Genomic DNA, 21,475 nt, shown 5'->3' with positions numbered 1-21,475 from the left:
TTCCGGGTGAACGGGGTGCATCCGGCCCCTCCCGTACGCGAACCGCGCGGGTTAGCGTGGGCGGTATGACCAACCCCGTGAGCCGGTTTCCCGTGACGGAACTCGAAGACCTTCCCGACGATCTCCGCGAGCGCATCGGCGCCATCGCGGAGAAATCCGGCTTCACGCCGAACATCTTCCGCGCCCTCGGCCACCGCCCCGCCGAGCTGCGGGCCTTTCTCGACTACCACGACGCGCTCATGGAACGCGACGGCGGACTCACCAAGGCCGAACGCGAGCTGGTCGTCGTAGCCACCTCCGGCGCGAACCACTGCACCTACTGCGTCGTCGCGCACGGGGCGATCCTGCGGATCCGCGCGAAGGACCCCGAGCTGTCCGACCGGGTCGCGACCAATCCGTGGCAGGTCGAACTCGACGAGCGCGGCCGGGCGATCGTCGATCTCGCGCTGGCGTTGTCGCACGAGTCCGCGTTGTTCGGCGAGGGCGACCTGGAGGCCGCGCGCGAGGCGGGGCTGACCGAGGACGAGATCTGGGACGTCGGCGCGATCACCGCGTTGTTCGCGATGTCCAACCGGCTCGCGCATCTGACCGCGCTCAAGCCGAATCCGGAGTTCTATTCGATGGGGCGTCAGAAGCGGTAGAACGGGCCCGGCAGGTCGCGGCTCATCTGGAACCTCGTGCGCAGCCAGCCGCGCAGGCGGTGCACGGGTTTCGTCCACACTCGCGGCGCGGGCCCGAAATACCTCGGGTCCGCGTGCGGGGTGAACGCGTCGCCGGTCAGGATCACCGCGTCGTGGCCCAGCGGGCAGTGGCCGGACACCGAGATCACGCCGCGCGTCAGGTTTTCGACCCAGTCCACCTCGTCGACGCCCAGCAGCGTGCGGCGATTGCACACGGCGCAGTACAGGACGAACATCTATAACTCCCGCCGCCAGGTTTCGCCGGTCACGAGGGGGCCGAACGCGTCCGTTTCCTCCGTGCCGACCAGTTCGAATCCCGCGCTGCGATAGATCCCGCGCGCGGCGGCGAGCAGCGAGAGCGTCCACAGCTCCATTTCCCGGTACCCCTGCGCGCGAGCGAATTCGACGCATTCGCGCACCAGTCGTTTGCCGACGCCGTGTCCGCGTGCGACGGGTTCGAGCAGCAGCAGCCGGAGCTTCGCGGTGCCTTCCTCGTTGCCGGGGGTGCAGAAAATACTGCCGACCCGCTCGCCGTCGAGTTCGGCGATCCAGCCGGCCTGGCGCGGGTCGTCGCGGTGTTCGGCGAAGTCGGCGATCACGCGCGCGACGAGGGCTTCGAAACGTTCGTCGAGCCCGTACTCCTCGGCGTACAACGCGCCGTGCCGGTGCACCACCCAGCCGAGGTCGCCCGGACGTGGGGCGCGCAGGGTGACCGTCGGTTCCGGTGCCGGTTCGCGGACGAGCGCGGTGATGGTCCCCATCGCGCCGAGCAGGCGGCGCTGGTCGGCGTCCGCGAACTGGTCGAGGAGGCTGCCGATCTGGCTGGCCGAACGATGGTCGAGGTCGGCGAAGGCGGCGCGCCCTTCGTCGGTGAGCGCGACGAGCTGGCGGCGCGCGTCGTCCGCGCAGCGTTCGCGGGTGATCAGGCCGCGGGTTTCCAGCCTGCTGAGCAGCCTGCTCGCGTAGCCACCGTCCAGCGACAGCCGTTTGCGCAGATCACTGACCTGCAGCTGGTCCTGTTGGGCGAGTTCGAACAGCACCCGCGCTTCGCTCAGCGAGTATTCGGCGTCGGCCGGTCCCTCGTCGAGGACACCGATCACGCCGGTGTAGAGCCGGTTGAAAGCGCGGACTGTGGCGACGCGTTCGGCGAGGACGGTATCCGGCACGGGGACCACCTTGACTCGATCGTTGACTGAGTCAAGCATCTCGCCGTCGCCCGCTCGGGGCAAGCGAATTCCCCCGGTGGTGGACCCGCGGCGAAAATGGTCCAGACATATGGAAACCCCGTGATGCTGCCAGGTCGGGGGTCCGCCAGCATCACGGGGTCGTAGTGGGTATCGACGCGGCTCTCCGCGGCGTTACACCCAGGGTTCGCTGTGGTCTAGATCACTCACGTGAGTGACCCACCAACAGGTTGGTCGTGCAGGTCAGCGCATGAACGGCTGACGCGCCTGGGCGAGGGCGATAAGCTCCTGCCGGACCGTCGAGGTGGCCGCGGTGTCGATCGCCCGGTTCAGCGCCCGGCGAGTGCGAGCCTCGGCGCGGCGGGCACGGAGCTTGGCGGCGATGTTGCTCATGGTGTTCTGCATCCCCTTCAGAGGTCTTCGGTGGCTGTGTCTCTAGTATGCACCTTTTTTCACAAGGAATCCAACGATTATGCGGTGACATGGGGCACTTGCCGAAGAATCATCGGCAGTCTCCTGAGGTTCACCGGACAGATCCCGTGTTGGCGGTCACAAGTCGCTAACGCGCTACCGTCCTCTACAGGTATCTAGCAAAATTGCTATAAACAGCTAGGCAGCCGCATAGACCGGTAGCGAAGGGAAGATCCGCTCAGTCGCGGCCGAGCAGGTAGTGCCCGAAATGCGGCACGGTGAAGGCGATCTGGCCGCGTTCGGCGGAGTAGACGAGGCCTTTCTTCATGAGACTGTCGCGCGCCGGCGACAGCGACGAAGGCTTGCGTCCCAGGTAGACGGCGACATCGGCGGTGCCGGCGGCCTCGTCGCGGCCTTGGGTCAGCTCGGCCATCGCGAGCAGGTACTCGCGTTCGGCGGGCGTCGCGCGTTCGTAGCGCGACCCGAAGAACCCGACCGCCAGCTCGGATTCCGCCTCCGGCGCGGCGACCTGCACGTCCTTGACCGTGATCGGGTCCGCGGGCGCGGCGTCCCAGGCGGCCTTGCCGTAGGCCTGGATGAAATACGGGTAACCGCCGGACGCGTCGAAGAGCGCGTCGAGCGCCTCCGGTTCGATCCCGGCGTCCTCGCGTTCGATCGGGGCCAGCACCGCGTAGTCGGCGTCCTCGCGGCTGAGCCGGTCGATGCGCGAGTACCGGAAGAGCCGCTCGGAGTACGACTTCGACGCCGACAGCACCGCCGGCACATGCGGCAACCCCGCGCCGACCACGACCAGCGGCGCGCCGGACTGCGACAGCTCATGGCAAGCCGCGCACAACGCCGAGACGTCGTCCGGCTGCAAATCCTGGATCTCGTCGATCAGCAGCGCGACGCCGGTGCCGACGTCCGCGGCCAGCTCGGCGACGTCGGTGAACAGTTCGACCAGGTCGATCTCGATGTCGCCAGAATCCGCCCGGCCCTGCGCGGCGGGCACGTCGATGCCGGGTTGCCAGCGGTCGCGCAGTTTCGCGTCCGGTTTGTTCGCCTTGAGCGCGAACGCTTTCAGCACCCCGAGCACTTCCTCGACCCGGTCCGGCGCGCGATGCCGCACGGCCAGGTCGCGGATCGCCCGATGCAACGCCGCCGACAACGGACGCCGCAGCTCCGCGTCCGGCCGTGCTTCGATCTTGCCCGCGCCCCACCGACGCCGGACGGCCATCGAGCGCAACTCCCCTAGCAGCACCGTCTTGCCGACGCCGCGCAGGCCAGTCAGCACGAGACTGCGCTCCGGCCGTCCGCGCGCGACGCGTTCCAGGACGACCTCGAACGCCTTCAGCTCCCTTTCGCGGCCAGCCAGCTCCGGCGGTCGCTGCCCGGCGCCGGGCGCGAAGGGGTTGCGGATGGGGTCCACTCTGTCACCGTATCGAGGTATCTAGAGCTGGATCGATATTTGCCCATAGATGCCTAGCGCGTGTTGCCTAGAAGGATGGCCGGGTCTGCAGCCCCGTCCATCCTTACCCCCAGCGCCCACTCTGACGGAGCGTCAGTCCGTCAGGTTCCGCTCCGCGTAGATCTTCATCGCGTCGCGGATGTACTCGGCCGTGCCGGGGCCGTGCTTCTCGTCGTACGAGCCGTACCGCGGATCGTCGACATACAGCTGTCCGAGACCGGCGAAGTACCCCTTCGAGACGGTCCCGGCGGCCGGGCGCAGCCAGTCGTGCAGCCGCGCGGTGATCGCCTGGGTCTCGTCCGAACCAGCGTCGCGGCCGTCCTTGCGGGCAGCTCCGAACGCCGCCGAGATGTCCAGCTGTTCCTGCTGGAAAGCCTTCTTCTCGTCCTCGGACAGCGACCGCCACCACCGGTCGCCCTTGCGGTAGGCGTCGGCGCCCCAGCGCTGGGTGACCTCTTCCCGGTACTGGGTGTGGTCGAATCCGTCGAACATTTCCTCTGCCATCAGTTGCTCACCTCCCTTCAGTTTCCGGAGCGTGGTCCGCACGGAGTCGATCTGCCGTCCGATCCGCCGCTGCTCTTGCCGCAGCAGCGCCAGGTGCGTTTCGAGCGCCGCGACCCCGTCGCGTTGTCCGTCGAGCACCTCGGCGATCGCGGGCAGCCCCAGTCCCAGGTCGCGCAGCAGCAGGATCCGCTGCAACCGGACGAGTGCGTTCTCGTCGTAGTAGCGGTAGCCGTTGCTGCCGATCCGCGTCGGCGGCAGGAGCCCGACGGCGTCGTAATGCCGCAGGGTCCGGCTCGTCGTGCCCGCGGACCGGGCGATGTCCTGGATCGACCATTCCGTCCTGACCACGGCTTCGACGGTAAAGGTTGACGCAGCGGCAAGGTCAAGCCCGCGAGCCGCTAGATCTGTCTAGGGGAATCTAGGAATAGAGCAATATTCGACTAGGTATCGCTAGCCTCGGTTCGGCGGGGAGCGGGGCGGGCAATCCCGGTTGTAGGTTCTTGTTCAGGGATTCCAGACCAGAGAGGCGAGACCGTGATACTGCGCCGGGTGGCACGTCCACTGCTCGCGTCGATCTTCGTGTTGGGCGGCATCGGTGCCCTGCGTGACACCCAAGGCCACGCGAAGGCGGCCGAACCGTTCCTCACCGAGACCTTCGACAAGGTCGAGGGCCTGGTTCCGGACCAGGTCCCCCGTGATCCGGCCACGCTGGTGCGGATCGACGCGGCGGTCAAGATCGGGGCCGGGCTCGCGTTGGCGAGCGGCAAGGCTCCTCGGCTGGCGGCGGTCGCCCTGCTCGGCTCGCTGGTGCCGACGACGCTGGCCGCGCACCGGTTCTGGCAGCTGAGCGATCCGGGCGAGAAGCAGGCTCAGCAGATCCAGTTCTTCAAAAACGCGTCGCTGGCCGGCGGCCTGCTGCTGGCCGCGAGCGACACGGCGGGCAAGCCGTCGCTGGGCTGGCGGGCCCGGCGCGCGGCGAAGAAGGCGGGCAAGCGCGCCGACAAACTGGCCAAGCGCGCGGAGAAGTCGCTCACCGACTGACGCGGCTCAACGTCCGTGAAGGACTCCTTGAGGGAATCTGATTCCCTCAAGGAGTCCTTCACGGACTTCGGCTACTTCTCGAGAATCGCGGTGACGCCCTGGCCGCCCGCCGCGCAGATGGAGATCAGGCCGCGGCCGGAACCCTTTTCGTTCAGCAGTTTCGCGAGGGTCGCGACGATCCGGCCGCCGGTCGCGGCGAACGGGTGCCCGGCCGCCAGCGACGAACCGTTCACGTTCAGCTTGCTGCGGTCGATCGAGCCGAGCGGCGCGTCGAGGCCGAGCTTCTCCTTGGCGAACGCCGGGTCCTCCCACGCCTTGAGCGTGGCGAGCACCTGCGACGCGAACGCCTCGTGGATCTCGTAGAAGTCGAAGTCCTGCAGCGTCAATCCGGCGCGCTCGAGCATCCGCGGCACCGCGTACGCCGGGGCCATCAGCAGGCCCTCGTCGCCGTGCACGTAGTCGACCGCGGCGGTCTGGGTGAACGTCAGGTACGCCAGCACGGGCAGCTTGTGCGCCTTCGCCCACTGCTCGGTGGCGAGCAGGACGGTGGACGCGCCGTCGGTCAGCGGCGTCGAGTTGCCCGCCGTCATGGTCCCGTCCGGACCGCCGTAGACCGGCTTGAGCTTGGCGAGCTTTTCGACCGACGAGTCCGGGCGGAGGTTCTGGTCGCGGGCGAGCTTGAGGTACGGCGTGACCAGGTCGTCGAAGAAGCCGCGGTCGTAGGCGGCGGCGAGGTTGCGGTGGCTGGCCGCGGCAAGTTCGTCCTGGGCCTCGCGGGTGATGTCCCAGACCTTCGCGGTGAGCGCGGCGTGCTCCCCCATCGACAGCCCGGTGCGCGGTTCGGCGTTGCGCGGGATCTCCGGCACGATGTGGCCCGGGCGGATCTTCGCGACCAGCTTCAGCCGGTCGGCGAGCGTCTTCGCCGCGTTGAGCTGCACGAGGATCTGCCGCAGCTGGGGGTTCACGGCCAGCGGGGCGTCACTCGTCGTGTCGACGCCGCCGGCGATCGCCGAATCGATATCCCCGAGCGCGATCTTGTGGGCGACGTTGATGACTGCCTGCAATCCGGTGCCGCACGCCATCTGGACGTCCGCGGCCGGGGTCGCGGGCGAGAGCTTGCTGCCCAGCACGCTCTCGCGGGCGAGGTTGAAGTCCTTGGAGTGCTTGAGCACCGCGCCGGCGGCGACCTCGCCGATCACCTCGCCCTGCAGCGAGAACCGGCTGACCAGACCGTCCAGCGCGGCGGTGAACATGTCCTGGTTGGAGGCCCGGGAGTACGGGCCGTTCGACCGAGCGAAGGGGATCCGGTTCCCGCCGACGATCGCGACCTTGCGCACCGCCGGGGTTTTCCTGGTCGCCATGCCGTCCACCTCTCTGGAGTCGTGCCTTTCACACTGTAACCTACTAGCGAGTAGGTTAGACTGCGACGTGACGCAGACTGCACGGGAGGCACGTGATGGCGGACAGGTACCAGCAGTTCACGAAAACCCCGCTGGGGAAGTTCGTGGTGCCGAAGCTCGGCCTGCCCAACCCCGCGACGTTGCGCCGGTACCGTCCCGGCCAGCCCGCACTCGAGGGTCCCGCACTTCTCGGCGCCGCGCCGGGCGGACGGCTGGAGAAGACCGTCCGGGCGCAGCTCACCGAGGCGGGCATCGAGGTGCTCAGCGCGCCCGCCGACCGGCACGCGGCGCTGGTCTTCGACGCCACCGGCGTGACGGACCCGGGACAGCTGCGTGAGGTCTACCGGTTCTTCCACCCGGTGATCCGCAAGGTGGGGCCGTCGGGCCGGGTGGTCGTGCTCGGCACGCCGCCGGAGCTGGCCGAGGGCCGCGAGCGGATCGCGCAGCGCGCGCTGGAAGGGTTCGTCCGCTCGGTCGGCAAGGAACTCAAGCGCGGCGCGACGGCGCAGCTGGTGTACGTCGCCGAGGGCGCGGAGGACGCGGCCGAGTCGACGCTGCGGTTCCTGCTGTCGGCGAAATCGGCGTTCGTGGACGGACAGGTCATCCGCGTCGGCACCCACGCGAAGACCGCGCCCACTCCGGAGAACTGGGAAAAGCCGCTGGACGGCAAGGTCGCGCTGGTCACCGGCGCGTCGCGGGGCATCGGCGAGGCGATCGCCGAAACGCTCGCCCGCGACGGCGCGCACGTGATCGCGCTGGACATCCCCGCGCAGGGCGGCGATCTGTCCACTGTGGCCAATCGAATCGGCGGCTCGGCGCTGCAGCTGGACATCACCGCCGCGGACGCGCCCGCCAAGCTCGCCGAGTACCTGACTGAGCGGCACGGCGGCGTCGACATCGTGGTGCACAACGCCGGGATTACCCGCGACAAGACGCTCGGCAACATGACCGAGGGCGGCTGGGATTCGGTGATCGCGGTGAATCTCGCCGCGCAGCTCGCGGTGAACGACAAGCTGCTCGGCGACAAGATCCTCCGCGAGAACGGCCGGATCATCGGGGTTTCCTCGATCGCCGGCATCGCGGGCAACGTCGGCCAGACGAACTACGCCACGTCGAAGGCGGGCGTGATCGGCATGGTGAACGTCGGCGCGCCGCAGCTCGCGGAGTACGGCGGCACGATCAACGCGGTCGCTCCCGGGTTCATCGAGACCAAGATGACCGCCGCGGTACCGCTGTTCATCCGCGAGGCCGGACGGCGGCTGTCGAGCCTCGGCCAGGGCGGGCTGCCGGTGGACGTCGCGGAAACCATTGCCTGGTATGCCAATCCGGCGTCGGCCGCGGTCAACGGGAACCTGGTCCGCGTGTGCGGCCAGGCGCTGCTGGGGGCGTGAGGGATGGCCGTCCGTGAAGTGACGAGCGCGCCGAGCCTGGCGACGCTGTACCCGAAGGCCCTGCTGCGTCGCGGCGGCGGCTCGACCCTCCCTAGTACGGAGTTGGTGCGTCCGGAGGTCGTCGTGGACCCGGCGCACGTCGCGGCCTACAACGAAGTCTGCGGATTCCGGTTTTCCGACGAGCTGCCGGTGACGTATCCGCACATGCTGGTCTTCGGACTGCAGATGGCGTTGATGACCGAACCGGGTTTCCCGTTCCCGCTGCTGGGTTTGGTGCACGTCGAGAACCGGATCACGCAGCACCGTCCGCTGCTGCTGGGCGAGACGTTCCGGGTCAGCGTGCGCGCGGAAAACCTGCGCCCGCACGAAAAAGGCAGCCAGTTCGACATGGTGAGCGAGGTCCATTCCGGCGCGGACACCGTGTGGAGCGAGGTGTCGACTTATCTCCGCCGCACCGGCTCGGGTTCCGGCTCCGGGGGTCCGCGGGCGCAGCTGACGCCGCCGACGCCGTCCGCGCTGTGGCACGTCCCGAGCGACATCGGCCGCCGCTACGCCGAGGTTTCCGGCGACCGCAACCCGATCCACCTGCACCCGCTGACCGCGCGCCTGTTCGGCTTCCCGCAGGCGATCGCGCACGGCATGTGGACGAAGGCGCACGCACTGGCGTCCTTCGAGGGCCGGCTGCCGGACGCGTTCAGCGTGGCGGTGCGGTTCAAGCAGCCGGTGCTGCTGCCCGGGCGCGCGGCTTTCACGACGTGGCAGACCGACGACGGATGGGCCTTCGAACTGTGGCACGCGCGGAAGCCGAAACCGCACCTGGACGGGGTGGTCTCAGCCCTCTGAGGGCTTCCAGACCTGCCCCTCGACGAGGTCGTTGAACCCCAGCCACACCAGGTTCATCAGCCACGACGCGAGCACGCCGTCGGAGATCTCCGGATGGTCCAGTGCCCAGTCGGCCAGCGATTCCGCCGCGCCGACCAGCGCCGCGGCCAGGCCGGGTCCGGAGAACTCCGTCTGCTCGCCGAGGCCCTTCCGGGTGCCCGCGGCCACCACGAGCGCCGCGACCAGTTCGATCGCGCGCGTGCGCATCGCGGTGATCTCCGCCGCGAATCCGCCGCCGACCGTCAACGCCTGGCGGTGCAGCACGGTCCAGGACTCGCGGTACTCGGCGACGAAGCGGTAGAACGAGCGCAGGCCGTGCCACAGCTGCATGTCCGGCGGCAGATCGGGCTGCACGCCGGCCTGGATGGCTTCCAGCAGCCGGGTCGCCTCGCGCTGGATGCTCTTGCCGAAGAGGTCTTCCTTCGAGCCGAGGTAGGTGTAGATCATCGGCTTGGAGACGCCCGCGACCTCGGAGATCTCGTCCATCGACGCCGAGTGGTAGCCGTGTTGGGAAAACACCCGCACCGCGGCGTCCAGGATCTGGCGTTCACGGACCGCCCTCGGGAGCCGTCTCGCTCGCTCTGGTGGGCGCTGATCTTCGTCGGACACGCTGCTCTTTCCTCCCTCTCGCTGGCACGGACGGTACCCGTCCCCAGGTCGGCGGCGTTGCTTGCCGCGCTACCTACTCACCGGTAGCCTTACGTCGGAAAGTTCCGGAAGGGGTGGAAGATGGCCGACAACCCGGAGGCGACCAGCTCTGACCTGGCCGGCCTGCGCGGGGTCGCGCTGCTGGACGCGCTGGACCGCACCGAAGCCGTCGACGCGAGCGCGCTCGACGTCAACGCGGCGGCGGACGCCATCGACCCCCGCGAACTGGGCCGCTCGGACATGAACCGGCTGCTGAAGGCGCTGGTCCGGCTGTCGGAGCAGGTGCCGGCGTTCTCGCTGGACAAGGTCGACCCGACGAAGTTCGCCACGCTGGTCGCGCGCGCGTCGCGGGCGCAGCTGGAGGCCGTGGTCGCCGAACGTCCGCTGCGCGAGCGGGTGCTGGACGAGATCTTCGCGCGCATGGGAGCGCACATCCGTGCGAAGTCACTGCGCGCGGTCGTGCACTGGCGGCTGTCCGGCGGTACCGGCGAGGGCGGCTACGACCGCTACGAGACGGTGCTTTCCGACGGAACCTGCACGGTGTCCCGCGAAATGCGCGAGAAACCCCGCGTGACGATTACGCTTTCGCCCGTGGACTTCTTCCGCATCATCACCCACCAGGCCACGCCCGCGGTCCTGTTCGTCACCGGGAAACTCAAGGTCAAGGGCGACCTCGCCTTCGCAGCCGGGCTGGTCGGCCACTTCGACCTGCCCCGACCGGCCTGAGCCGCTCCGGTGTCCCGCTGGCGCTCGCGCATGCGTGCCGCGCACTCCCCCGGTGAGCACGCGGTGAACGGTTTCGCCCGCACTCTCGAGGTGGGCAAACTGACCCCGGAGCAGTTCGTGCAGGTCCTGGAGACGCTGCACATGCTCGGCACGGCCGGAGCCGGCATCGACATCGGCTCGCTGACCACGCAATCCTTGGTGGACGTCGTCGCGGCGGCCTCGCGGGAGCAGCTGAAAGGCATCGCCGACCACGACGAACTGCGCGCGGTCTTCCTGGACGAGATCTTCCGCCGCATGTCGGAACACTTCCGCCCGGACCGAGCCCGGCACGTGGACGTCGTGGTCTCCTGGCGCTTCCCCGCCGGCGACGATTTCGACCGCTACCAAACGGTCATCGAGGACGGCCTGTGCGTGTCGAGCACCGACCTGGCCCGCACCCCGGACACGACGATCACCGTGGCGGTCGAGGACTTCATCCGCATGGCAACCGGCAACGCGGCGGTAGCGGCGATGTTCGTGACGGGGAAAGTCAAGGTCAAGGGAGAGTACGCGCCGGCGGTGCGGTTGTCGGGGTATTTCGACATTCCCAAGCCGACTGGGGCGGACTAGCCCGCGGCTTCGAGGCTCATTTCCCCCCGCGCCAACGGCATCAGGTAATTCTCCGACAGCCACTGAACCACCGGCACGCACACCGCGTCCCCGAAGCCGAACAAGGCCTGGTTGTTCCGCAGGCCATCCAGCGCATAAGTCCCCGCACCCATCAGCCGCGCGTACTCGCGGGGCGTCATCCAGCGGACCCGCACTGAGCCGCGGCCTGCCTGTACTACGGCCTGTTTCGACGACCCGCCGCGCGCGGTGCGCAGGCAGCCGGAGATGTCGTCGGGGCGGACTTCCCACACTGGCTTTCCGTTTCGGGTGCGGCGGTAGGCCGTCCGGTACACCAGCTTCTTTCCCGCTCGGAGCTGCGTCAGCCGTTCCAGTTGCAGCGGCGAGAGCGACCCGATGAACGCCTCGGCACGCGGCCCCGTCCACCAGCGCTCGTCGTCGGCGGAGAGGCGTTCGACGGCCGCGGACAGGCCGGTGACCAGCAGCGGCGGAGGCGCGGGCAAGGCAGCGCGATGTGTCCGCAGGGAAGGGTCCAGCGCGAGCCAGGAGGGGCGGAGCGGAGAGGGCGCGGGCGAGTCCGATGGCGGGTTTTGCGCGCCGACGATGAACAACCGCGGCCGCGACTGCGGGACGAACCGCCGGGCGTCCAGGGTCAGGACGTCGGCGGAGTAGCCGAGGCGGTTGAGTTCGCGGATCGCCGCGCGGAGGTCGTCGCCGCCGTGGCTTGTGGCCAGGCCGACGACGTTTTCCAGCGCTACTACCGGCGGACGGTCGGGACCCAGTTCGTCGAGGATGCGGGTGAATTCCCAGAACGTCGACGAGTGCGAGCCCGCCAGGCCGCGGCGCCAGCCGGCCAGCGAGAGGTCGGTGCAGGGGAAAGACGCCCAGGCCAGGCTGAGGCCAGCGGGCAGATCGGCCCCGCGCAGGGCGGCGACATCGCCCAGGACGTACTCGTGCGCGCCCTGGTCGTTGAAGTGCGCCTCGTACATGGCCTGCTTCGCCGGTTCGATGTCGTTGGACCACGCGACGTCGAACCCGGCCGGTTCGAGGCCTAGGCGCACGAGACCGATGCCGGCGAAAAACTCCGCGGCGGTGGGCTGACCCGGTAGAGGCATGGCGCCAACATTAATGGGGACGGCGTTCCTCGACGGTCTCGATCACCCGCGTCGCGGCGACGTCGGTCGCCTCGTGTTCCCAGATTCGCACCGACAGCCAGCCCGCTTCGAGCAGCAGCGCGTCGGTATTCGCGTCTCGGCGGCGGTTGGTTTCGATCTTGGTCCGCCAATAATCGGCATTGTTCTTCGGCCAGGTTCCGTGTTCGGGGCAGCCGTGCCAGAAGCAGCCGTCCACGAAAACCGCGACTCGCGCGGGGCCGAACACCAGATCAGCCTCGCGGCGGACGCCTTTCACCGGACGTCGGTGCACTCGGTAGCGGTACCCGGCGGCGTGCAGGATCTTGCGCAGCGCCATTTCGATCCCGGTGTTGCGGGACTTCTGTTTGCTCATGCGGGCGCTCACCGCGGAAGTCGTTACCAGCCGCTCCACGCGAGTCATTGTGGCAAAGGCTCAGCCCTCGACGATCCGGCCTTCGATCACCGGGTGATTCTTCGCCGGCCGCGGCTCCTCCGCGACGACCTCGCTGTCCACGACCATCACCGGACCGCGACGCTGGTTGGCGTACCGGATGGCGCGCTTCTCCGCGCGGCGCAACCACAACCGCCGAGCGATCGAGCGGGTCGGCGGCAACAGGAACAGCAGGCCGAGCACGTCGCTGACGAAGCCGGGGACCATGATCAGCACGCCGCCGAGCGCGACGAGCATGCCGTCGGTCAGCTCCTTCTCCGGATTGCGGCCGGACTGCGCGGTGGCCATGAAGGCACGCATCGCCTTGCCGCCCTCGCGGCGCGCGAGCCACGAGCCCACGAACGCGCCCGCGATCAGCAGACCGATCGTGCCGAGCACACCGACGACCGAGCCGACCGCCCAGATGGCGGCGACTTCAGCGATGACGTAGAGCAGGAACACGACAGCCATACCAGGTGAACGAACGAGTGCCGGGTTTTGCTCCCGGACGGGAAAAAGGCCAGGTCAGAGGCTTCGCTGGAACGCGGTCGGCCGCTTCCGTGGCGGAGGAGCCGACGATCAGAGCGGGACAAAGCTCGCCGCGATCAACCCCAGCACCAGCAGGTCCGGGCCTCGGACCAGTTGCCGCACCAGGCCAGCCGGGATCAGGACGCCCTCGTACAGCACCATCCCCATCGAACTGAAGTCGAGCGGGCCGCGGGTCACCGAGCGCACGGCCGCGAGCGCGGCGAGCAGGACGGCTACCACTGCGCTGAGCGACGCCGGAATGCCCAGCAGCAGGACCACACCCGCCCAGAGCAGGGCTAGCAGGCACAGGAAAGCGCAGGTCACGGCATGCAGCCGCAGGTTCGACGCGTCCAGCCAGCGGCGCAGTCCGGGCACTCGATGCAGTTGCGCGACCGGCGCGGTGAACGGGAGCAGCGCCAGATAACCGCCGACGCCGAGTAGCCACACTGACGTCACGGCGGGGAACGTCGCGTGCGTCGCGAGCACGGCGAGTGCCAGGAAGACCGGGAGGCCGAGCGTGTACCGGCGCGCGAGAGTCCCCGTCACTACATAGCGGGTGACGATGAAGCGGCCGGCGAGCGCGTTGCGCCACGGGACTGGGCGTCCGGCCGGGAGCAGGGCCCAGACGTCCAGGAAGGCGGCGGACGTCCGACGCACCATGCGTTCGGTGTAGTGCCGGATCAACGTGTCTCGGGAAACCGTGTGCGGCAGCGGCGAAGACCAGGCCAGGGCCATCACCGCGAGACCGGCCGCGAGCGCGTAGGTCCACAGTGGAATGACCGGTGCCAGCGCGAGGGTAAGCGGGGCAAGGGATTCGCCGGGAAACGGACGGCGGCGGCCCATCGCCAGCGCCAGTGCCGCGACGGTCACGAAAAGCGCCAGAGGACTGGCTAGCGAGCTGGGGAAACCGATGAGCATCCCGGACACCGCGAAGAAATAAGCCGCCACACCGAACCGGGCGGCCCAGTCCAGGACCAGCCGCCGGGTGAGTGCGGCGGGGCGTTGGCCGTCGAAATCGTCCCAGGTCAGCGTGGCCGGATGAGCCCAGACGTACCCGCGTCGCAGCGTCGCCCGCCAGGCCAGGGCGAGTCCGGTGCACAGCACGAGCACGCTGCCGAGCGCGCCCACCGGTGCGTCCCCGACCAGTTGGCTGCGCACCAGTTCGGTGTGGTAGAACGGCGATCCCAGCAGTCCGGCCGCGATGACCAGCGCCAGGACCAGGTCCGGGCGTTTCACAGGTCCACCACGTAGTCCGCGACCTCGTCCGCGAGCGGCGGGTGATGGCTCGCTACGACTACCGCCGCGCCGCGTCCCGTGCTGGTGCGGACCAGGGTGGACAGCCACGCCCGGCCCTCGGCGTCCAGGGCGCGTTCCGGTTCGTCCAGCAGCAGCACCTCGTGCGGACGCGCGACCGCGGCGTGCAGCAGGAGCCGCCGTCGTTGTCCGGCGGAGAGCTCCGCCGCGGGCACGTCGGGAGCCGGAATCGGACCCTCGGTCAGTTCGCCGCCGAAGGAATTGCGCAGCAGGTCGAGATGCTGGCGCGGCGTGAGTTCGTCGAAGAGCGCCGAATCGTCGAATAGCACCGAAACGCGGCGGCGGAAAGCGGTGGACCGCTCGTCCGGCGGCCCGCCGCACACGGACACGGAACCGGACGTCGGAGCCTGGTTCCCGTAGAGACACCGCAGCAACGTCGATTTGCCCGCCCCGTTGGCACCGCGGACGACCAGGCATTCGCCGGCGTCGACGGCCAGGTCGAGACCGCTGAACAGCGCTGTCTCGCCCGCGGTGATCCCCAGGTCTTGAGTGGTGATGAGCACGAACCCCCCTCGGCTGATCACCCCAAGGTAGTCACTTCAAGTACGCCTCCGCTTGCAGCGTGAACAATTCCGCGTACCCGCCGCCGGCCGCCATCAGCGCTTCGTGCGTGCCGTATTCCGCGACCTTCCCGTGGTCCAGCAGCAGAATCCGCTCGGCTTGGCGGACCGTCGAGAACCGGTGCGAGATGTACAGCGTCGTCCGCCCGCGCGACAACGTGTGCAGCCGGTCGAACAGGTCGTGCTCGGCTTGGGCGTCCAGTGCCGACGTCGGCTCGTCCAGGATCAGGATCGGAGCCTCGCGCTGGAAAGCCCTGGCCAGCGCGATTTTCTGCCATTCCCCGCCGGACAGCGACACGCCCTGGTCGAACCACCGGCCGAGCGGGCTGTCGTACCCGGTCGGCAGCCGGGCGATGCGCTCGTCGGCTCCGGCGCGGCGGGCCGAGTCCTCGATGTGCTCGCGATCGGTGAGCCGGTTCAGGTCGCCGAGGCCGATGTTCTCCGCCGCGGTGCCCTGGTAGGTCACGTAATCCTGGAACATCGCGCTGATCTTGGTGCGCAGGTCGACCGGGTCGTACTCGCGGATGTCCACGCCGTCCAGCAGGATCCGGCCCGCGGTCGGGTCGTAGAGCCGGCACAACAGCTTGAACAGCGTCGACTTGCCCGCGCCATTGCGGCCTACCACGGCGACGGTTTCGCCAGGACGGATCTCGAAACTCACCCCGTGCAGCGCCGGTTCGTCCGCGCCTGGGTAACTGAAGCTCACCGACTCGAACTGGATGTGTCCTTCCACAGTGGACGGAAGCGGCCGGGGTTTCGCGGGAGCGGTGATTTCCGGTTTGGTGTCGAGGAATCGGTACAGCGTGTCCAGGTAGAGATTGTTCTCGTACATCCCGGAAAACGCGGTGAACAAGCCCGTCACCGAGCTTTGCACGGACGTCGCGGCGGCGGTGTACAACGCCAGATCGCCCAGGGTAAGCCGGCCGCCGACTGCTTCCAGCGCGATGTACAACGCGATCGCCGAGCCGACGAGCGTGCTCAGCAGTCCCCACGACGTCGAGCTGACATTCCGTTTCACCGTCAGCTTCCGCTGCCGTTCGTAAGCAACCACGCCGAGTTTCCGGAACCGGTCCACGAAGTACGGGCCGAGGCCGAAGAGCTTGGTCTCCTTGGCATACGTGTCCGTAGTGACCAAAGAGGACAGATAGTCCATCCGCCGTTTGATCGGCGACATCAGGAACGTGAGCCAGAACGCCCGCGAACCGTACTTCGACTGCGAGATGAACGCCGGGATCGGGGCCAGCAAAGCGACCAGCGCGAGCAGCGGGCTGATCGACACCAGCAGGGCGATCATGCTGGCGAAGGTGATCAACGTCCGGATCAGGCCGAGCGCCGAGGTCATCATCGACAACGGACGCGTCGGCGCCTCCTGCGCGGCCTGGCGCAGCATGTCGTACGACGCCGAACCCTCGAAGTACGCCAGGTGCAGATCGCTCGCGTGCTGCATGACCCGGTGCCGGATGGTCAGCGTCATCCGTTCCTGCAGCAGGGATTGCGCGATCGTGGTGAGCGCGCTGCTGATCGCGGTCGCCGCCAGCACGCCGAACTGGAACACCGTGATGCGCACGATGTCCGCGGTCGACCCGCGATGCTGGATCGCCGCGACCACCGAGTCCAGCAGGATTTTCGCGATGTACGCGGTGACCGTCGGCAGCAGGCCGGACGCCAGCGTGATCACCGCGAGCACGATCGTCAGCGCCGGGCTCGCCTGCCAGGTCAGTTTCGCGACTTTCGGCAGGCCGCGCACGGTGCCCGCCACCGAGGTGCGCATCCGGGACAGCCGGGCACGCAGGCCTTTCGGCTGTTCCGGCTGCTCCGGTTCCGGGATGTCGACCGGCCCGGTGAGACCGCTGTCCGGCACGGATTGCGCCATCCGGCGGCGACCGCGGCGGCCGAGGGCCATCTCGATTCCGCCCCCACCGCCCGGGATCACGCCAGCACCGAACCGTGCAGGAAGACGTCGATGACCTCGTCAGTAGTCGGGGCGCCCGGCATCGGGCGGGATTGCGTGAACAGCAGGGCCAGGAACAGTGAAGCGGCTTTGTCGACCGGCAGCCGCAACCGGGCGGCGTCCGGCACGAACAGTTCCCGCACCGCGCGCTGCATCGCTTCGAGCGATTCGCGGCGGCTGTCTCCGGTCACCGACTTGCGGTTGCGCGCCTCCTCCGCGTCCGCGCGCGTCCGCCCCTTCATCGTCGCGGCCATCACCGCGCCCATCCGCTGCAGATGCGCGTTCATCGCCTCGGCGGCCTCCGCCAGCCGCTTCTCCAACGGCAGCTCCGCCGGGATCTCCCCGATCATCTCCAGCGCCTCCGCCGGGTCGAGCGCGGCTTCCACGCACGCGGCGAACAGTTCGTCCTTGTCCTGGAAAACCCGGAAGATGGTGCCCTCGCCGATCCCGGCGGCACGGGCGATCTGCGCGGTCGTGACCCCGCGGCCGTGCTCGACGACCAGCGGGAGCACCGCGCGGACGATCATCCGCCGCCGATCGTCCGGCGCCATCCCGGGCGCTCGTTTTCTCGTCTCCATGCGTGCCACGGTACGGAGTGAGTGCTCACTCCGTCAACGGGATAAAGCGAAGGGGCCGTGCGCGCACGGCCCCTTCGGCTCAGTACGTGATCGCGACCGCCGGATCGGCGAGCAGCGCGCCGACGTCGGCGAGGAACTCCGACCCCTGCTGTCCGTCGACCACCCGGTGGTCGAAGCTCAGCGACAGCTGCATCACCTTGCGCACCTTGATCTCGCCGTCGACCACCCACGGGGTGTCGCGGATCGCCCCGACGGCCAGGATCGCCGATTCGCCCGGGTTGATGATCGGCGTGCCGGTGTCGACGCCGAACACGCCGACGTTGGTGATCGTGAACGTGCCGCCCAGCATCGCCGCCGGCGTCGTCTTGCCCTCGCGCGCGACGTCGGTCAGCTCGGTGAGCGCGACCGCGAGTTCCTTGAGCGACAAGGAATCCGCGTCCCGGATCTTCGGCACGACGAGACCGCGCGGGGTCGCCGCCGCGATGCCGAGGTGCACGTAGTCCTTGTAGACGATCTCCTGCGCGGCCTCGTCCCACACCGCGTTGACGTCCGGCGTGCGCTTCGCCGCGAGGCACACGGCCTTCGCCGCGAACGCCAGCGGAGTGAGCTTGACGCCGCTGAATTCGCGCGACTTCTTGAGCTTCTCGCGCAGTTCCATCATCGGCGTGACGTCGACGGTGAGGAACTCCGTGACGTGCGGAGCGGTGTACGCGCTCTGCACCATCGCGGCCGCGGTCGCCTTGCGGACGCCCTTGATCGGCACGCGCCGCTCGCGGGTGGCCGGGTCGTAGCCGGACTCCACAGTGGACACAGTGGACACTGCGGGAGCCGCGGAACCATTGGCGGCTCGGTGCACGTCCTCGCGGGTGATCACGCCGCCGTCCGCGCTGCCGGTGAGCGAGTGCAGGTCGACGCCGAGATCCTTGGCCAGCTTGCGAACCGGCGGTTTGGCCAGCGGGACGTAACCGCCGCGCGGTGCCGCTGATCCGGCCGGTGCCGCTGGGGCCGGGGGTTGCCCCAATGTGGCATTGGGTGCATGCGACGCACCCAATGTGGCGTTCGGTGCATCTGACGCACCCAATGCCACATTGGGGTGCTTTCGAGCCCGGCGGGTGGTCCCGGCCGCCTTGGAGCCGTAGCCGACCAGCGGCTTCATCTCCTCCTCGGCGGGAGCGGACTCCGCGGCAGCGGGGGCGGCGGCGGGAGCGGGCGAGGCTTTCCCGTCCGGATCCACGTCCACGGTCAGGATCGGCGTCCCGACCTCCACCGTCTGCCCCGGTTCCACGTGCAGCTCGGTAACCACGCCGGCCCACGGGATCGGCAGCTCGACGGCGGCCTTCGCGGTCTCGACCTCGACCACGATCTGGTTGACCGTCACCGTGTCGCCCGGCTTCACGCGCCAGGCGAGGATGTCGGCCTCGGTGAGCCCCTCCGCCGTGTCCGACAAGGGAAACTGTTTGTACTCGGGCATTTCTGGGAGAACCCCCTTACCAGGCGAGAGATCGGTCGACAGCGTGCAGGACCCGGTCGAGGTCGGGGAGGTAATGCTCCTCGAGCTTCGCAGGCGGGTACGGCGTGTCGAATCCGGTCACGCGCAGGACGGGGGACTCCAGGGAGTAGAAGCATTCCTGCTGGACCCGGGCGGCGATCTCCGAGGTCAGCGAGGATTCCGACGGCGCTTCGCTGACCGCGATGAGCCGTCCGGTCTTGCGCACCGACTCGAAAACCGGTCCGAGGTCGAGCGGCGAAAGCGTGCGCAAGTCGATGACTTCCAGCGACTTGCCCTCGGCCTCGGCGGCCGTGGCGGCGTCGAGCGCCACCTTCACCGAAGGACCGTACGCGACCACTGTGGCGTCCGTGCCCGCGCGCACGACCTGCGACGCGAACACGCGCGACGGCGCGGTCGAGGTGTCGACCTCCATCTTCAGCGCGCCCGAGTGGTACAGCTTCTTGGGCTCGAAGAAGAGGATCGGGTCGTCCGAGCGGATCGCTTCCTGGATGCCCCAGTAGGCGTCCACGGCGTTCGAAATCGACACCACCTTGAGTCCGGCGATGTGCGAGAACAGCGATTCCGGCGATTCCGAGTGGTGCTCCACCGCGCCGATCCCGCCGCCGAACGGCACCCGGATCACGACGGGCATCTTGACCTTGCCCTGCGTGCGGTAGTGCAGTTTCGCCAGCTGCGAGGAGATCTGGTCGAAGCCGGGGAAAATGAACCCTTCGAACTGGATCTCGCACACCGGCCGGAATCCGCGCACAGCCAAGCCGACCGCGGTGCCGATGATGCCCGATTCGGCCAGCGGCGTGTCCAGCACGCGCTGCTCGCCGAAGTCCTTCTGCAGTCCGTCGGTGATCCGGAAGACGCCGCCGAGCTTGCCGACGTCCTCCCCCATGATCAGGACCGTGGGGTCCTCCTCCATCGCGCGACGGAGACCGAGGTTGAGCGCCTTGCCGATCGTGAGCTTCTGCAAGTCAGTCATCAGTGCTCACCCGCCGCGGCGAAACCGTCGAGATAGGACAGATACTCCTCGCGCTGCGCTTCCAGCACCGGCGAAGGTTCGGCGTAGACCTGGGAAAACACCCGGTCCGGCGGCGGCTCCGGCATGTTGAACGTGTAGTCGCGCAGCTCGGCGGCGAACTGGTCCGCCTCGGCCTGGACGCTGTCGAAGAACGCCTGGTCCGCGTGCCCATTGCGAGCCAGGAACGCCCGCACGCGCTCGATCGGGTCCTTGAGCTTCCACTCCTCCAGCTCGTCCGAGAGCCGGTAGCGGGTGGGGTCGTCGGTGGTGGTGTGCGCGTCCATCCGGTAGGTGAACGCCTCGATCAGCACCGGGCCGTTGCCGTGCCGGCATTCGTCCAGCGCCCACCGGGTGACGGCGAGGCAGGCGAGGACGTCGTTGCCGTCCACGCGGATGCCGGGGAAGCCGTAACCGCGGGCGCGCTGGTAGAGCGGCAGCCGCGACTGGCGTTCGGTCGGCTCGGATATCGCCCACTGGTTGTTCTGGCAGAAGAAGACCAGCGGCGCGTCGTACACCGCGGCCCAGACGAAACCTTCGTGCACGTCGCCCTGCGAAGTCGCGCCGTCACCGAAGTAGCAGATGGTGGCTTCGCCGCCCTCGTCCCCGACTTTGCCTTCGAACTTCTGGCCCATCGCGTAACCAGCGGCGTTGAGCACCTGGTTGCCGATCACGATGGTGTACGGGTGGAACCGGTGGGCCTGGTAGTCCCAGCCGCTGTGGTCGGTGCACCGGAAAATCCCGATCAGCTCGCGCATGTCGACGCCGCGCGTGTACGCGACGCCGTGCTCGCGGTAGCTCGGGAACGCCATGTCCCGCGGCTGCAGCGCGCGCCCGGACCCGACTTGCGCGGCTTCCTGGCCGAGCAGCGGCACCCAGATGCCCAGCTGCCCCTGGCGCTGCATCGCGTTGGCCTCGCGGTCCGCGCGGCGCACCAGCACCATGTCGCGGTAGAGGTTCTTCAGCGTTTCGTCGTCGACGTCCTCGACGTAGCGGTCGAACCGCTCGGACGGGACGCGCTGGCCCTCGGGGGTGAGCAGCTGAGTCAGCTCAGCGCCACCTTCGCTTGTCGCTCGCAAACCGGCGATCACCTGTTCGGGGGAAGGCTGGGCCGCTACGGCGGCCGGCCCGTCTCCAGGTTCCGGGTGCGTCCACTGTTCGGACGGCATGAGCAGTTCTCCTCGGTGTCGGCGCCTCTGACGGCCGCTTGTGGCGGCCACAGCGACTGCACCGGCGGGGACCGGCGCCTCGGGTCCGAGGCACCCCGGTCACCGTCGGCGTTGACGGTTCGTGGCCACATCCTGGCACGAGAATTGCTCCGATGGAGAGCGGCAGTTGCTGATTTGTTGCTGAGAAAACCGCGCTGAACAGGGAAAACGTTTGGAAGCCCGAGTATGGGAGAGGCGATGGTCGGGCGGCCATCCCGCGTCCTACCAGCCCTCGCGGGCGACTGTCCCGGCCGGAACCGGGAGAGGTGCGCACGACGTTCACTCGGCCCGGTGACGTCGGTCACCGTGGCAAGAT

General features: G+C 68.7%; 23 protein-coding genes. 6 read left to right on the top strand and 17 right to left on the bottom strand.

Annotated features, from left to right (window positions below; all coding sequences use genetic code 11):
* Positions 1–65 precede the first annotated feature (65 nt).
* The gene (locus tag SSMG_RS38225) at positions 66–641 is read left to right on the top strand and encodes a peroxidase-related enzyme (RefSeq protein WP_009085143.1); all 576 of its coding nucleotides are present in this window, start codon (positions 66–68) and stop codon (positions 639–641) included.
* Here SSMG_RS38225 and SSMG_RS38220 read toward each other — a convergent pair.
* The 5 genes from SSMG_RS38220 to SSMG_RS38205 all read right to left on the bottom strand — a co-directional run bounded on the left by SSMG_RS38220 (position 629) and on the right by SSMG_RS38205 (position 4,595).
* Positions 629–916 carry a hypothetical protein gene (locus tag SSMG_RS38220; protein WP_009085141.1) on the bottom strand — a complete coding sequence of 96 codons (288 nt, stop codon included), beginning with the start codon at positions 914–916 and terminating at the stop codon, positions 629–631. The two genes, SSMG_RS38225 and SSMG_RS38220, sit on opposite strands and share 13 nt — an antisense overlap.
* Positions 917–1,846: a helix-turn-helix domain-containing GNAT family N-acetyltransferase gene (locus tag SSMG_RS38215; RefSeq protein ID WP_037718665.1), complete on the bottom strand. Its 930-nt coding sequence runs from the start codon at positions 1,844–1,846 to the stop codon at positions 917–919.
* 261 nt (positions 1,847–2,107) lie between these two features.
* Entirely contained in the window at positions 2,108–2,257 is a 150-nt protein-coding gene (locus SSMG_RS46525; protein ID WP_162836041.1) for a hypothetical protein, read from the bottom strand.
* A gap of 256 nt (positions 2,258–2,513) precedes the next feature.
* The gene (locus SSMG_RS38210; protein ID WP_009085137.1) at positions 2,514–3,704 is read right to left on the bottom strand and encodes an ATP-binding protein; all 1,191 of its coding nucleotides are present in this window, start codon (positions 3,702–3,704) and stop codon (positions 2,514–2,516) included.
* Positions 3,705–3,836: 132 nt separating this feature from the next.
* Entirely contained in the window at positions 3,837–4,595 is a 759-nt protein-coding gene (locus SSMG_RS38205) for a MerR family transcriptional regulator (protein WP_009085135.1), read from the bottom strand.
* A 201-nt stretch (positions 4,596–4,796) separates the two neighbouring features.
* Here SSMG_RS38205 and SSMG_RS38200 point away from each other — a divergent pair, with 201 nt between their 5' ends.
* Positions 4,797–5,288 carry a DoxX family protein gene (locus SSMG_RS38200; protein WP_286157009.1) on the top strand — a complete coding sequence of 164 codons (492 nt, stop codon included), beginning with the start codon at positions 4,797–4,799 and terminating at the stop codon, positions 5,286–5,288.
* Positions 5,289–5,359: 71 nt separating this feature from the next.
* Here SSMG_RS38200 and SSMG_RS38195 read toward each other — a convergent pair whose 3' ends face one another.
* Positions 5,360–6,649 carry an acetyl-CoA C-acetyltransferase gene (locus SSMG_RS38195; RefSeq protein WP_009085132.1) on the bottom strand — a complete coding sequence of 430 codons (1,290 nt, stop codon included), beginning with the start codon at positions 6,647–6,649 and terminating at the stop codon, positions 5,360–5,362.
* Positions 6,650–6,744: 95 nt separating this feature from the next.
* Here SSMG_RS38195 and SSMG_RS38190 point away from each other — a divergent pair, with 95 nt between their 5' ends.
* Both SSMG_RS38190 and SSMG_RS38185 read left to right on the top strand, forming a co-directional pair.
* The gene (locus tag SSMG_RS38190; RefSeq protein ID WP_037716257.1) at positions 6,745–8,079 is read left to right on the top strand and encodes a 3-oxoacyl-ACP reductase; all 1,335 of its coding nucleotides are present in this window, start codon (positions 6,745–6,747) and stop codon (positions 8,077–8,079) included.
* Between the two features lie 3 nt (positions 8,080–8,082).
* On the top strand, positions 8,083–8,922 hold the full coding sequence (locus SSMG_RS38185) for a MaoC/PaaZ C-terminal domain-containing protein (RefSeq protein ID WP_009085128.1): 840 nt from the start codon (positions 8,083–8,085) through the stop codon (positions 8,920–8,922).
* Here SSMG_RS38185 and SSMG_RS38180 read toward each other — a convergent pair.
* The gene (locus SSMG_RS38180) at positions 8,911–9,570 is read right to left on the bottom strand and encodes a TetR/AcrR family transcriptional regulator (protein ID WP_009085126.1); all 660 of its coding nucleotides are present in this window, start codon (positions 9,568–9,570) and stop codon (positions 8,911–8,913) included. The genes SSMG_RS38185 and SSMG_RS38180 overlap by 12 nt on opposite strands.
* A 120-nt stretch (positions 9,571–9,690) precedes the next feature.
* Here SSMG_RS38180 and SSMG_RS38175 point away from each other — a divergent pair, with 120 nt between their 5' ends.
* Positions 9,691–10,335: an SCP2 sterol-binding domain-containing protein gene (locus SSMG_RS38175; protein WP_037716255.1), complete on the top strand. Its 645-nt coding sequence runs from the start codon at positions 9,691–9,693 to the stop codon at positions 10,333–10,335.
* A gap of 30 nt (positions 10,336–10,365) precedes the next feature.
* Positions 10,366–10,944, top strand: coding sequence for an SCP2 sterol-binding domain-containing protein (locus tag SSMG_RS38170; RefSeq protein WP_199786107.1), 579 nt, complete (start codon positions 10,366–10,368; stop codon positions 10,942–10,944).
* Here SSMG_RS38170 and SSMG_RS38165 read toward each other — a convergent pair.
* The 10 genes from SSMG_RS38165 to pdhA form a co-directional block, all read right to left on the bottom strand.
* On the bottom strand, positions 10,941–12,056 hold the full coding sequence (locus SSMG_RS38165; protein ID WP_009085120.1) for a DNA cytosine methyltransferase: 1,116 nt from the start codon (positions 12,054–12,056) through the stop codon (positions 10,941–10,943). The two genes, SSMG_RS38170 and SSMG_RS38165, sit on opposite strands and share 4 nt — an antisense overlap.
* Before the next feature lie 10 nt (positions 12,057–12,066).
* Positions 12,067–12,486, bottom strand: a complete 420-nt coding sequence (locus tag SSMG_RS38160) for a very short patch repair endonuclease (protein WP_286157008.1) — start codon at positions 12,484–12,486, stop codon at positions 12,067–12,069.
* A gap of 21 nt (positions 12,487–12,507) precedes the next feature.
* A complete protein-coding gene (locus tag SSMG_RS38155; protein ID WP_009085115.1) occupies positions 12,508–12,975 on the bottom strand; it encodes an FxsA family protein in 468 nt (155 codons plus the stop codon).
* 108 nt (positions 12,976–13,083) lie between these two features.
* Complete coding sequence (locus SSMG_RS38150) at positions 13,084–14,268, bottom strand: hypothetical protein (RefSeq protein WP_037716250.1); 1,185 nt, start codon at positions 14,266–14,268, stop codon at positions 13,084–13,086.
* On the bottom strand, positions 14,265–14,849 hold the full coding sequence (locus tag SSMG_RS38145; protein ID WP_037718661.1) for an ATP-binding cassette domain-containing protein: 585 nt from the start codon (positions 14,847–14,849) through the stop codon (positions 14,265–14,267). Before SSMG_RS38145 ends, SSMG_RS38150 begins: the two co-directional genes overlap by 4 nt.
* Before the next feature lie 31 nt (positions 14,850–14,880).
* Positions 14,881–16,839, bottom strand: a complete 1,959-nt coding sequence (locus tag SSMG_RS38140) for an ABC transporter ATP-binding protein (RefSeq protein WP_286157007.1) — start codon at positions 16,837–16,839, stop codon at positions 14,881–14,883.
* A complete protein-coding gene (locus SSMG_RS38135) occupies positions 16,836–17,435 on the bottom strand; it encodes a TetR/AcrR family transcriptional regulator (RefSeq protein WP_009085110.1) in 600 nt (199 codons plus the stop codon). The genes SSMG_RS38140 and SSMG_RS38135 overlap by 4 nt, the downstream gene beginning before the upstream one ends.
* Before the next feature lie 79 nt (positions 17,436–17,514).
* The gene (locus SSMG_RS38130; protein ID WP_009085107.1) at positions 17,515–18,906 is read right to left on the bottom strand and encodes a dihydrolipoamide acetyltransferase family protein; all 1,392 of its coding nucleotides are present in this window, start codon (positions 18,904–18,906) and stop codon (positions 17,515–17,517) included.
* Positions 18,907–18,922: 16 nt separating this feature from the next.
* A complete protein-coding gene (locus tag SSMG_RS38125) occupies positions 18,923–19,915 on the bottom strand; it encodes an alpha-ketoacid dehydrogenase subunit beta (protein ID WP_009085104.1) in 993 nt (330 codons plus the stop codon).
* Positions 19,915–21,120: a pyruvate dehydrogenase (acetyl-transferring) E1 component subunit alpha gene (pdhA, locus tag SSMG_RS38120; RefSeq protein ID WP_009085102.1), complete on the bottom strand. Its 1,206-nt coding sequence runs from the start codon at positions 21,118–21,120 to the stop codon at positions 19,915–19,917. Before pdhA ends, SSMG_RS38125 begins: the two co-directional genes overlap by 1 nt.
* Positions 21,121–21,475: the final 355 nt, after the last annotated feature.

Source organism: Streptomyces sp. AA4 (assembly GCF_000158875.1).
In the GTDB taxonomy this organism is placed as follows: Bacteria; Actinomycetota; Actinomycetes; order Mycobacteriales; family Pseudonocardiaceae; genus Amycolatopsis.
This window is presented reverse-complemented; position numbering and strand designations above follow the sequence as displayed.